The sequence below is a fragment of the Cryobacterium sp. Sr8 genome, assembly GCF_004403225.1.
Lineage (GTDB): Bacteria > Actinomycetota > Actinomycetes > Actinomycetales > Microbacteriaceae > Cryobacterium > Cryobacterium psychrotolerans.
In genome coordinates this window covers 148368-159329 of the sequence record NZ_SOHO01000041.1, presented here as the reverse complement: position 1 = coordinate 159329, position 10962 = coordinate 148368, and the positions used below count along the sequence as shown (strand labels likewise).

The window sequence follows — 10962 nt, the reverse complement described above, 5'->3', positions numbered from 1 at the left end:
ACGCTGCACGGACCTCCGCACCGCCGATCGCGGAATTGCCGCCCGCCAGGGCCTGAACGCGGAACAGGCCTTCACCGCCGCCCGCCACGCCCGCGACCAGATCGACACCAACGGGATCGCCGCCCGCGCCGACGCCCTGCGCGCCGCCCAATACCTCCGCGCCTGGCGCAAGCCCAACGGCACGGTCCACGGCGACTTCGACCTCAACCCCGAAAACGGCACCTTCCTTCTCGAAGTCCTCGCCCAGATCACCGGACCCCGCCGCGGCGGCCCCCGCTTCGTCGACAAAGAACGGAAGGCCCGAGCCCAGAAAATCATCGACGACCCCCGCAGCACCAACCAAATCCACGCCGAAACCCTCATCGAACTCATCCACATCGCCGTCAACGCCGACCCCGGCACCGTGTTCTCCGGCTCCCGGCCCACCGCACGAGTGGTCGTGCAACGGGGCACCGCCAGCACCCCAACCGGGACCGGACCGGCCCAGGCAGGGAACGGCGCCAGGACCGACCACGGCGCACTCCACGAACACGGCGCGATCGAGGGCCACCCCGACCCGATCCCCCAAACCGACATCGACCGGCACCTCTGCGACGGATTCACCGCCATCGCCTTCGACGACGACCAGGTCGTCGACATCGGCCGGGAAAAACGCCTCTTCACCGAACGCCAAAAAATCGCCCTCGCCATCCGAGACGGCGGCTGCCTCTGGCCCGGCTGCGACAAACCCCCCTCCTGGACAGAAGCCCACCACATCAACGAATGGCTCGCCAAGGTCGGCCTCACCAACATCGCCGACGGCATCCTGCTCTGCAGACCCGACCATCTCCGCCTCCATAACGAAGGCTGGACGATCACACGAGAGTCAACCGGAACCTACTGGCTCGTTCCCCCACTCGGCCAAGACCCCGACCACACCCCCATCCGCCTCGCCAGCAAAGCCGCCCTGCACCTCGGCTCCCCCGTCACCCTCCCCGCCATCGAGGCGGGCGCAGACACAGACACAGACACAGACACGACTGGCAGTGTCCGGTCAGATAGCGCCTAGGCGGGCGGCGCGCAATTCACGACAGCGCTCGGACTCCCGCCGCGACGCCTGCCGCCGCAATCACGACCAGGATGAACGGCACGCGCAGCGCGAACAGCGCGATCGCCACGATGACCGCGGGAACCCGGGCGTCGACGACGATCTCCTCGCCGGCGCCGAACGTCTGGACGGCCGCGAGGGCAGCAAGCAGCGCGATCGTCAAGAGGTCGGCGACCCGTGCCGCGGCCGGTTTCTCCAGCAGGCTGGGCGGCACCAGATATCCGGCGACCTTGAGGGCCAGCACCGCGATGGAGGCAAGGATGATGATCTGCCAGAACGTCACGAGGCCGTCTCCTCGCGCGTGCCGGACGCCGGCAGGGCGGCACCCGGAACCAGGGCGGCACCCGGAACCAGGGCGGCACCCGGAACCGACGGGGCTGCGCCGGGAACCGGTGCGGGGCCATCCGGTGTCCCCAGCCAATTGAACAGGCCGATGGCGACCGCGACGAGGGCGGCGACCAGCACGGGCAGGCCGGGCATCAGCACGGGGGTCAGAACCACCGCGACCACTGCCGCGGTGACAGCCACCGCTCCGGCCTGGACCCGCTTCAGTCGTGGCCAGAGCAAACCGACGAATGCGGCGGCGGCCGCGGCATCCAGACCAAAGGCACGCGTATCACCGAGTGCCTCGCCGATAAGCGCGCCCGCCAGTGTGGTGAGGTTCCAGCCCACAAAGACGGCGATGCCGGTCACCCAGAAACCGGTCCGCCGGCTGCGGGGCGTCGGCTGGGCGAGGGCAACGGCGGTTGATTCATCGATGGTGATCCAGGCGGCGGCGAGCCGTTTCCACGGGCCACCGCCGACGATGGGCGCGGTGCGGATCCCGTAGATGCCGTTGCGCGTGCCCAGGAGCGCCGCACCGGCAATGGCGGCGGGACCGGCTGCCGCACCGCCGGCGGCCAGAACCCCGACGAGGGCGAACTGCGACCCTCCCGAGAACATGACGAGGCTGATGAAGCAGGTCTGCCAGATGTCCAGACCGGACGCCACCGACAACGCCCCGAAAGAAATCCCGTAGGCCGCGGTGGCGAGGCCGACCGCCAGGCCGGCTCGCGCGGCCGACCTGTGGTGGCGGTCGAAGCCGCCGGGGTCATTCATGTGGCCGGCCCTTCAGCGACCGAGGTCGACGCCGTGGACGCCGTTGTGGAACCGCAGCGAGGGGAAAATCGCCGACACCGAGAAACCGACGCCCGGCACCGTGCGCGCACTGAAGACGCCGCCGAAAGCCTGGGTGCGTTCCCACATCTGGGTGAGGCCGGCGCCGGTGAGGCTGCCACTGAGAGATTTCAGGTCATCATCGATCGTGTACGAGGTGCGTGCCGCGATGTCGCCCTCGCTGCCGCCCTCGCGCCGGGCGGCGGCCCGGATGCCATCGTCATCGACGAGCAGCTGCAGGCCGCCCTGGGTCCAGGTGAAGGAAATCCGTGCCGAGGTGCCGACGCCGCCGTGGACGAGGGCGTTGGCCAGCGCGCTCTGCAGGATCCGGTAGATCGCCAGCTCTGCCCCAGGCTTGAGCGGGAACTTCTCCCCCGACTCCGTGAGGCTCACCTCGAGCCCCGCATCCCGCATGACCCGAACCAGGTCTTCCGTGGACTGCAGGTTTGGCGTTGGTCGGTTGGTGCTCTCACCGTCGCGCACGAGCGTCAGCACCCGGCGCATATCGGCCAGGGCGATCCGCCCGTCGTCGACGAGCGCGGCCGCCGCACGAACGACCGTCGACGGGTCGCTCCTGGCCGCGTACTTCGCACCCTCGGCGCGCGTGATCAGCTGGGCGAGCGAGAGGATGGCGCCATCCTGCAGCTCGCCGATGATGCCCAGGCGCCCTTGCTGCTCGGCGAGGGCGAGCTCCAGCTCGATGCGCAGGCGTTCGGCGGCAATGCGGTCGAAGACGGTGTGCCGGGCCTTCGCGGCGGCCCTGATCCAGAGCACGAGCAGCGCCGCGACAGCCAGGGCGAGGACGGCACTGAGGATGAGCCAGGGGTCCACCCGAACCGCCTTTCGTCGTGCACGCCGTCTGCGATGAGGGAAGAAAAAAGGCCGTCCAGGGTGGAGCCCGGAACGGCCTTTCGCTCCCCGAGTTGGACTCGAACCAACAACCTGCCGGTTAACAGCCGGCTGCTCTGCCAATTGAGCTATCGAGGAATGCTTTGAACATGAAACGCTTGAACACAGCGTTGCTACTTTACCAAAGGTTCGCCGTGTGCCAAATCCACTCGGCCCGTCAGTAGCCGGACCGGGGGTCGACAACGCCGACGAAGCGCCCATCGTCAAGGAAAGCACGCGTATTGAGGCGAATTCTCTCGGCGAGCAGGGGCGCTGTCATCTCGGGCGTGTCGGCCATGTGCGGCGTGATCAGGCAGCGAGGTTCGCTCCACAACGGATGCCCGTCCGGCAGCGGCTCCGGATCGGTCACGTCGAGCGCTGCACCGGCAATCTCGCCCGCAGCGAGGGCAGCCACGAGGGCGTCGGTGTCGACGAGGGCTCCCCGGCCGACGTTGACCAGGTTCGCGTGCACCGGCATGAGGGCGAACTCCTCGGCGCCGAGCAGCTGCCGGGTTCCGGCAGTGAGCGCGGCGGCCACGACAACCACGTCCGCATCGGGGAGCACGTCGTGGAGGGCATCCGTCTGCACGGTGCGCGCGGCCCCGGGCACCGGCGCCGCGATTCGGCGGACGACCGTGACGACGGCGCCGAAGGGTGCGATGAGGCGGATCAGTTCGAGCGCGATGCCGCCGGCGCCGATGATCACGATGTTACGGCCGTACAGAGAACTGCCCTCGGGAACGGCGTTCCAGTTTGCTGCCCGCGCGCGTTTCTGCAGCACGCGCAAGAGGGCGAGGGTGAGCGCCAGCGCGTGCTCGGCGACTGGCTGGGCGTAGGCACCCTTTGCGCTCGTCCAGAGCAGTCGGGGCCGGGCCTGTGCGGCCAGGACACCGCTGAACCCGTCGACCCCGGCCCAGGGCAACTGCACCCATTCGATCTGCGGGTTCGCCGCCAGCGTGGCCCCGAGATCGTCGGCACGGCTGTACGAGAGCCAGATCAGCCCTCGGGTCTCGGCAGAGAGCTCGGCGACCTGGCCGCCGGCGTCGCGAACGGCCGCGGCGAAGACCCCGGAGGCAGTCGGCAGGACCGCGATGGGGCCGGGCGTGGGTCGTTCCGCCGGCGGAAGCGCGGTGACGTCGCCGGCCAGCACTGCCCGGTGCTGCCCCGTCATGCGCACGGTCGCGACTGCGACGTACTACCGGCCGGGGACGGAAGCCGGGTCGTCGCCTGAGCGACGGTCTCAGTATCCGTTGACATGCTCCGCCATCCCGCCGCCGGTCGCCGCGGCCTCCTCGGTCTCGGCGGCCTCCTCGGCCACGGCAAGGTGCACCCGGGCGGCCGGGCCTTCTCCGGACAGTGCAGCCCCGAGGCCCGCCACGTAGGGGTGCCACGGGTTGTCGAAGACCTCGTCGATCGTGCCGAGACCCACCAGGACGCCCTGGTACATCACGCCGATCCGGTTCGCAACGCGGCGCAGGACGGCCAGGTCGCTGCTGATCACGAGCGCCGAGAAGGCTCGTTCGCGCTGCAGCTCACCGATCAGGTCGATCACGGCGTTGCGCACGGTGACGTCAACTCCGGCGGTGGGCTCATCGGCGATGAGCAGCGACGGGCCGAACACGAGGGCCCGGGCCAGTGCGACGCGCTGGCGCTGCCCACCGCTCAGCTCGTAGGGGAACTTGCCGAGCAGGGACAAGGGCAGCCGCACCGCGTCCACCATCGTGGCAACCCGGGTGTCGAGCTCCTTGCGGTCGAAGCGCTGGTCCCGTTCGAGCACGGGTTCAGCGACGATCTCGGCGACGGTCCTGCTGGGCGGAAGCGTGTCTGCGGCATCCTGCGCCACCAGGCCCACCCCGTAGGTCAGGCGGGCGAGCGCCCGTCGGCCGATCCGCCGGAGCGGGATGCCGAGCACCGCCGCTTCTCCCCCGGTGATCTGCGCCCGCACTCCCCCGAAGCCGCCCGAGTAGGCGGCGCCGGAGAGCACGCGGGCGATCGTGCTCTTACCCGAGCCGCTCTCGCCGAGGAGTCCGAGCACCTCACCGGGCGCGACGCGCAGGGTGAGCCCATGCACGGCCACGAAGGCCGGGCTGGCACCATGAGCCGGGTACTCGATCGTCAGGTCACTCGTGGTGATCGGGTAGTCCGGTGCGGCGCCGCGTGTCATGGGTCTATCCTGCCGCACGCAGCTTGCGCAGACCCTCCCGACGCTGGGCCTGTTCGGCCGGATCCGGCACCGGCAGCGAAGCGAGCAGCCGCTGGGTGTAGGGATCCTTCGGCGCGCCGAGGACTTCGGCGCCGGTGCCCTCCTCCACCAGCTTGCCCTTGTACAGCACAGCGATGCGGTCGGCGAGGATGTCGACGACGGCCAGGTCGTGGCTGATGAACAGCGCCGCGAAGCCGAACTCCCGCTGAAGTTCCGCGAAGAGCTCCAACACGCGGGCCTGAACCGAGACGTCCAGGGCCGACGTGGGCTCATCGGCGATAAGCAACGAGGGTTCGAGGGCGAGGGAACGTGCCAGGCTGGCACGCTGGCGCTGCCCACCGCTGAGCTCGTGCGGGTAACGGTCGCCGTAGGCGCGTGGCAGCTGAACGGCCTCGAGGAGTTCGTTCACCCGCGCCCGGGCCGCCCCGGGGTTGGACGCCCGGCCGTGCACGACGAGCGGCTCCGCGACACATTCGGCAATGGTCAGCAGCGGGTTGAAGCTCGACGCCGGGTCCTGGAAGACGAAGCCGATGTCGCTGCGAAACTTCTTGAACTCTCGTTCCTTGAACCCGTGCATCTCGTGACCGAGGACCTTGAGCGAGCCGCCCGTGACCCGGGTCAGGCCGGCGATGGCGCGACCGGTCGTGGTCTTGCCCGATCCGCTCTCGCCGACCAGGCCGAGCACCTCGCCGGGGCGGATCGAGAAGCTGATCCCGTCGACCGCCGTGAAGCCGTGGCGGCCGAGCCGGCCGGGGTATTCGATCCGCAGGTCTTTGGCCTCGACGACGGGCGTCTGCTCGGCCCAGCCGGGTGCGCGAGCCTCCGCCCTGGCCGCGGCCCGGACGATGCCCTGCCCCACGTGCGGCACGGCCGCCAGCAGCTTCTTCGTGTACTCGTGCTGGGGCGAGCTGAACAGCTTCTGCGCCGGTGCCTCTTCGACCACCTTGCCCTCGAACATCACGGCGACGCGGTCGGCCAGGTCGGCGACGACACCCATGTTGTGGGTGATCAACACGATTGCGGTGCCGAATTCGTCGCGGACGCGGCGGAGCAGGTCGAGGATTTCGGCCTGCACGGTCACGTCGAGCGCCGTCGTCGGCTCGTCCGCGACGATGAGCCCCGGGTCGAGCACCAGGGCCATGGCGATGACGACGCGTTGCTTCTGCCCGCCGGAGAACTGGTGCGGGTAGTAGTTGACGCGGGTCTCGGGGTCGGGGATGCCAACGCGACCGAGGATCTCGATCGCCTTGACCCTGGCCTCCTTCTTGCTGAACTGGCCGTGGGCACGGATGCCCTCTGCGATCTGCCAGCCGACGGTGTACACCGGGTTCAGCGCGGTCGAGGGCTCCTGGAAGACCATCGAGACGTCCGTGCCGCGCACCTGGCGCAGCTGCTGCTTGGTGAGCGAGACGATGTTGCTCTCGCTGGAGCCGTCCTTGCTGCTGAGGATGACGGCGCCGTTCATGGTCGCCGTCTCCGGCAGCAGGCCGAGGATCGTCTTGGCGGTGACGGTCTTTCCGCTGCCGCTCTCCCCGACGATGGCGAGGACTTCACCGGGGGCGACGGTCAGGCTGACGTCGTCGACGGCCTTGACCGCGCCGGCGTCCGTGGCGAAGGAGATGCCCAGGTTCGTGATCGTGAGGACATTGTTCATGGCCTGGTTTCCAATCCTGTGTCGGGGTGCGTTGCGTTGCTCTCCAGCCCGTCCAGGCCACCGGGGCCGGCGACGAGGGTGCCACCGGGAACGACGGAGGTTTCTGCGACCAGGCCCGACGCCTGGGCGACGCGGCGTCGGCCGCGCAGACGCGGGTCGGCCAGGTCGTTGAGGCTCTCGCCCACAAGGGTGATGCCGAGCACCACGAGAACGATCGCGAGGCCGGGGAACAGTGACGTCCACCAGATCCCGCTCGTGACATCCGACAGGGCCTTGTTGAGGTCGTAGCCCCACTCGGCCGCGGCGGTCGGCTCGATGCCGAAGCCGACGAAGCCGAGGCCCGCGAGGGTGAGGATCGCCTCGGAGGCGTTGAGCGTGAAGATCAGCGGCAGCGTGCGGGTGGCGTTGCGCAGCACGTGCCGGAACATGATCCGGCTGTTGCTGGCGCCGAGCACGCGAGCGGATTCCACGTAGGCTTCCGCCTTGATCCGCACGGTTTCCGCGCGAATCACCCGGAAGTACTGCGGGATGAACACCACGGTGATCGAGATCGCCGCGGCCAGCACACCGCCGATCAGGTCGGACCGCCCACCGGAGATCACGATCGACATCACGATGGCCAGCAGCAGCGACGGAAAGGCGTACACGGCGTCGGAGACGACGACGAGCACGCGGTCGAGCCAGCCGCCGAAGTATCCGGAGACCAGGCCGAGCACCACGCCGGCGAAGATTGACAGGACCACGGCGACAACGATCACGAAGATCGCAGTCTGCGCACCCCAGAGCACCCGGGACAGCACGTCGTACCCGCCCACCGTTGTGCCGAAGAGATGCTCGCCGCTCGGGGGCTGCTGCGAACCGAACCGGCCGCTCTCATCACGCAACTGGCTGAAGCCGTAGGGTGCGAGCAGGGGGGCGAAGATCGCGGTCAGGATGAAGACGCCGGTGATGACGAGGCCGGCGACGAGCATCCCGCGCTGCAGTCCGACGCTCTGGCGCAACTGGTGGATGACGGGCAGGCGGGAGAACAGGCCGGGCTTGCGCGGGACTGTCAGGTCGGAGGTCGAGGTCATGACTAGTACCTCACTCTCGGGTCGATGATCGCCGCAATGATGTCGACGATGAAGTTGGACAGGGCGACGATGACGGCGAGCAGGGCGACGATGCCCTGCACGGCGACGTAGTCGCGAGCCTTGATGAACTCAATCAGCACGAAGCCGAGGCCCTTCCATTCGAAGGTGGTCTCGGTCAGCACCGCGCCGCCGAGCAGCAAGGCGATCTGCAGGCCGATGACGGTGATGATCGGGATGAGCGCCGGACGATAGGCGTGCTTGCTCACGAGCCGGAACTCGCTCACTCCGCGCGACCGGGCTGCGTCGACATAGTCCGTGCCGAGCGTGCCGATGACGTTCGTGCGGACGAGCCGCAGGAAGACACCGGCGGTAAGGAGGCCGAGGGCAAGGGACGGCAGCACGGCGTGCTGGAGCACGTCGATGAGCACGTCGGTGTTCCCGGCCTGAAAGGCAACCTGGATGGCGTCGATCGTGTAGAGGCCTGTCGGGTTCGGCAGGAGCTGCATCTCGAGTTCCGAGCCGGTCGTGGCGCGCCCGGCGACGGGGAGCACGTTGAGCCAGACCGCGAAGACGAGCTTGAAGAGCAGGCCGGAGAAGAACACCGGGGTGGCGTAGCAGAGGATCGCGAAGACCCGCAGGAGCGCGTCCTGACCCTTGTCCCGGAAGTACGCGGCGACCATGCCGAGCGGAATGCCGACGATGAACGCGACGAGGAGCCCGTAGAACGCGAGCTCCGCAGTGGCCACACCGTAGGTCAGGAGCACCTCGGAGACCGGACGGTTCGTGCTGATCGTGGTGCCGAAGTTGCCGGTGAAGATCTGGCCGAGGTACTCGACGTACTGCACCAGGATCGGACGGTCGTAGCCGGCCGCGTGGATCCGTTCCGCCAGCTGCTCCGGACCCAGGCGTCCGCCCAGGGCCGCCGTGATCGGGTCACCGGTGGCGCGCATCAGCCAGAACACCATGGAGACCAGGATGAAGATGGTCGGGAAGATGAGCAGGAACCGGATCAGCAGGTAGCGCCCGATCCCACCCCCGGCTGGTTTGCTCTTGCGCCCAGCCGGCCGGCCGGCCGGGACTGCCGGCGTCGTTGCCACAGTGGTCATTCTTCTTACCTCACGATTACAAAGAGAAGGGGCACCCGGCGAGAACGCCGGGCACCCCCGCTTACCGAACTAGAGAAGACTCTAGTCTCTGAATCGCTTAACCCTTGGACAAAGCGGCGTAGCGGAACTTGAACGACGCGTCGAGCGTGTCTTCCACGCCCGCGACGTCTTTTCCGGTGACGGCAACCTGCGCGCCCTGGAGAAGGGGCACGGTCGACAGGTCGGCCGCGACCTTGTCCTGGATCTCCTCGATCAGCTTGGCGCGCTCCTCCGGGTCAGCCGTGACGCCCTGCTTCAGGATCAGGTCGTTGACTTCCTGGTTGTTGTAGTGGTTCTTCAGGAAGCCACCCTCGAGGAAGAACGGGGTCAGGTAGTTGTCGGCGTCGGAGTAGTCCGGGAACCAGCCGAGCTGGTACGCCGGGTAGGCGTCCGTGGTGCGGTCCTTGGCGTACTGAACCCACTCGGTCGACTGGAGCTTGACCGAGAACAGTCCGGAAGCCTCAAGCTGGTCCTTGACGAGTGCGTACTCGTCGGCGGAGCCGGGGCCGTAGTGGTCCGGGTTGTACTGGAGGTTGAGCTCGACCGGGGTGGTCACGCCGGCATCCTCGAGAACAGCCTTCGCCTTGTCGGCGTCCGGTGCGCCCTCGCCGTCGCCGTAGAGGCCCTTGAGGGACTCCGTGGCGCCGGTCAGGCCCTCGGGAACGAAGGAGAACAGCGGGGTGTAGGTGCCCTTGTACACCTGGTCGGCGATTTCTTCGCGGTCGACGAGGTTGGCGACAGCCTGGCGCACGGCCAGTGCCTTGGCCGGGTCGGCGTCGGCGGTCTTCGCACCGAACGGCTGCGTGTCGAAGTTGAACGTGATGTAACGGATTTCGCCACCCGGTCCGTCAACGACCTTGACCTTGTCGTTTCCGCGCAGGTCCTCGATGTCGGTGGCCGACAGGCTGCGGAATGCAACGTCGATGTTGCCCTCCTGCACGTCGAGCTTCAGGTTCGAGGCCTCGGTGTAGTACTTGACGCGGACGACGTCGGTCTCCGCGGCTCCGAGGAGGCCCTCGTAGTCCTTGTTCGCCTTGTAGCCGATGAGGTTGTTGAAGTCGTAGCTCGTGATGACGTACTGGCCTGCGAAGGCGTTGGCCTCCACGATGTCGTCGTCGGGCGTCAGCGCGTCGGCGGAGAAGGACTCCTCGTCGACGATCGGGCCGGCCGGGCTCGACAGGATCTGCGGGAAGATCTGGTCATTGGCGGCCTTGAGGGTGAAGACGACGGTGGTGTCGTCCGGCGCCGCGGTGCTGGCGAGGTTGTAGAGCAGCGAGGAAGGCCCGTTGTCGGCGGCGATCTTCAGCTGGCGATCGAAGCTGAACTTCACGTCGGAGGACGTGAGGTCGTTGCCGTTGGCCCACTTGAGGCCAGGCTTCAGGGTGACCGTGTACTCGGTCGGCGCCGTGAACTCGGCCTTGGTCGCGATGTCGGGTTCGACGTCGGGGCTGCCGTACGGGGTGTTCATCAGGAAGGGAAAGACCTGGTTCTGAACGGAGAACGAACCGTTGTCGTACGAGCCGGCCGGGTCAAGCGTGGTGACCTTGTCCGTCGTGCCGATGGTGATCGGTCCGCCGGCCTTGGTGTCGCCGCCGGTTGAGCCGCCGGCGGAGCAGCCTGCAAGCACGAGTGCCGCGGCTGCGAAGGCAGCCGATGCAGCGAGTGCGCGCTTGCGGTTTGTGGATGCGGATGTCATATCCGAAACCTCTTCCTGTAGGTGATTCCTTAGGTGTGTCTTATGCCCGGCGCGCGCGATA

10 protein-coding genes and 1 tRNA gene are annotated in these 10962 nt (G+C 68.1%); 1 reads left to right on the top strand and 10 read right to left on the bottom strand.

All coding sequences use genetic code 11. The features are described from left to right. On the top strand, window positions 1-1048 hold a 1048-nt coding region (locus E3T54_RS08055; protein WP_134475251.1), incomplete at its 5' end, for an HNH endonuclease signature motif containing protein. Window positions 1049-1064: 16 nt separating this feature from the next. Here the strand turns inward: E3T54_RS08055 and E3T54_RS08050 are convergent. From E3T54_RS08050 to E3T54_RS08005, 10 genes are all read right to left on the bottom strand, one after another. After that, window positions 1065-1370: an AzlD domain-containing protein gene (locus E3T54_RS08050; RefSeq protein WP_134475250.1), complete on the bottom strand. Its 306-nt coding sequence runs from the start codon at window positions 1368-1370 to the stop codon at window positions 1065-1067. Continuing rightward, complete coding sequence (locus tag E3T54_RS08045; protein ID WP_134475249.1) at window positions 1367-2185, bottom strand: AzlC family ABC transporter permease; 819 nt, start codon at window positions 2183-2185, stop codon at window positions 1367-1369. The genes E3T54_RS08050 and E3T54_RS08045 overlap by 4 nt, the downstream gene beginning before the upstream one ends. 12 nt (window positions 2186-2197) lie before the next feature. Then, complete coding sequence (locus E3T54_RS08040; RefSeq protein ID WP_134475248.1) at window positions 2198-3073, bottom strand: sensor histidine kinase; 876 nt, start codon at window positions 3071-3073, stop codon at window positions 2198-2200. Between the two features lie 83 nt (window positions 3074-3156). After that, window positions 3157-3229 (bottom strand) — tRNA-Asn (locus E3T54_RS08035). 79 nt (window positions 3230-3308) lie between these two features. Beyond that, entirely contained in the window at window positions 3309-4301 is a 993-nt protein-coding gene (locus E3T54_RS08030) for a D-isomer specific 2-hydroxyacid dehydrogenase family protein (RefSeq protein ID WP_134475247.1), read from the bottom strand. A 69-nt stretch (window positions 4302-4370) separates the two neighbouring features. Continuing rightward, window positions 4371-5294 carry an ABC transporter ATP-binding protein gene (locus E3T54_RS08025; protein WP_134475246.1) on the bottom strand — a complete coding sequence of 308 codons (924 nt, stop codon included), beginning with the start codon at window positions 5292-5294 and terminating at the stop codon, window positions 4371-4373. Window positions 5295-5298: 4 nt separating this feature from the next. Next, a complete protein-coding gene (locus E3T54_RS08020) occupies window positions 5299-6987 on the bottom strand; it encodes an ABC transporter ATP-binding protein (RefSeq protein ID WP_092324533.1) in 1689 nt (562 codons plus the stop codon). Then, complete coding sequence (locus tag E3T54_RS08015) at window positions 6984-8060, bottom strand: ABC transporter permease (protein WP_092324534.1); 1077 nt, start codon at window positions 8058-8060, stop codon at window positions 6984-6986. The genes E3T54_RS08020 and E3T54_RS08015 overlap by 4 nt, the downstream gene beginning before the upstream one ends. A 2-nt stretch (window positions 8061-8062) precedes the next feature. Then, entirely contained in the window at window positions 8063-9166 is a 1104-nt protein-coding gene (locus E3T54_RS08010) for an ABC transporter permease (RefSeq protein WP_134475245.1), read from the bottom strand. 97 nt (window positions 9167-9263) lie between these two features. Further along, window positions 9264-10901, bottom strand: coding sequence for an ABC transporter substrate-binding protein (locus E3T54_RS08005; RefSeq protein ID WP_092324537.1), 1638 nt, complete (start codon window positions 10899-10901; stop codon window positions 9264-9266). Window positions 10902-10962 lie beyond the last annotated feature (61 nt).

What these genes read in the sequence shown, in the direction of transcription:
- E3T54_RS08045 (WP_134475249.1), bottom strand. Translation starts at nt 2,185, where the DNA reads ATGAATGACCCCGGCGGCTTCGACCGCCACCACAGGTCGGCCGCGCGA.
- E3T54_RS08030 (WP_134475247.1), bottom strand. Translation starts at nt 4,301, where the DNA reads ATGACGGGGCAGCACCGGGCAGTGCTGGCCGGCGACGTCACCGCGCTT.
- E3T54_RS08025 (WP_134475246.1), bottom strand. Translation starts at nt 5,294, where the DNA reads ATGACACGCGGCGCCGCACCGGACTACCCGATCACCACGAGTGACCTG.
- E3T54_RS08020 (WP_092324533.1), bottom strand. Translation starts at nt 6,987, where the DNA reads ATGAACAATGTCCTCACGATCACGAACCTGGGCATCTCCTTCGCCACG.
- E3T54_RS08015 (WP_092324534.1), bottom strand. Translation starts at nt 8,060, where the DNA reads ATGACCTCGACCTCCGACCTGACAGTCCCGCGCAAGCCCGGCCTGTTC.
- E3T54_RS08010 (WP_134475245.1), bottom strand. Translation starts at nt 9,166, where the DNA reads ATGACCACTGTGGCAACGACGCCGGCAGTCCCGGCCGGCCGGCCGGCT.
- E3T54_RS08005 (WP_092324537.1), bottom strand. Translation starts at nt 10,901, where the DNA reads ATGACATCCGCATCCACAAACCGCAAGCGCGCACTCGCTGCATCGGCT.